This is a genomic window from Parendozoicomonas sp. 2304DJ65-17, from assembly GCF_058148445.1.
Window position 1 is genome coordinate 1 of record NZ_JBYVJV010000079.1, and the last position, 247, is coordinate 247.

The window sequence follows — 247 nt, forward strand, 5'->3', positions numbered from 1 at the left end:
CACACCTGGTCAAGGTCTGGCAGCAGGCATTGCTTATATTTCCGAAGACCGTAAAAGCGATGGTCTGATACTGGAACTGGGCGTAAGGGAAAACATGAGCCTGTGCAGCCTTGGCAACTTCACCAGCGGCGGAAAGATCAGCCGTACCGATGAAATGACTTCCGTGCTCGATTTTATCAAGCATTTCAATATCAAAACCCCGACTGAAGACCAGCTGATCAACAACCTCAGTGGCGGTAACCAGCAA

General features: G+C 49.8%; 1 pseudogene. It reads left to right on the plus strand.

Annotated features, from left to right (window positions below):
* Nucleotides 1–247, plus strand: a pseudogene (locus tag ACY2RR_RS24595) (ribose ABC transporter ATP-binding protein RbsA); the annotation flags it as partial.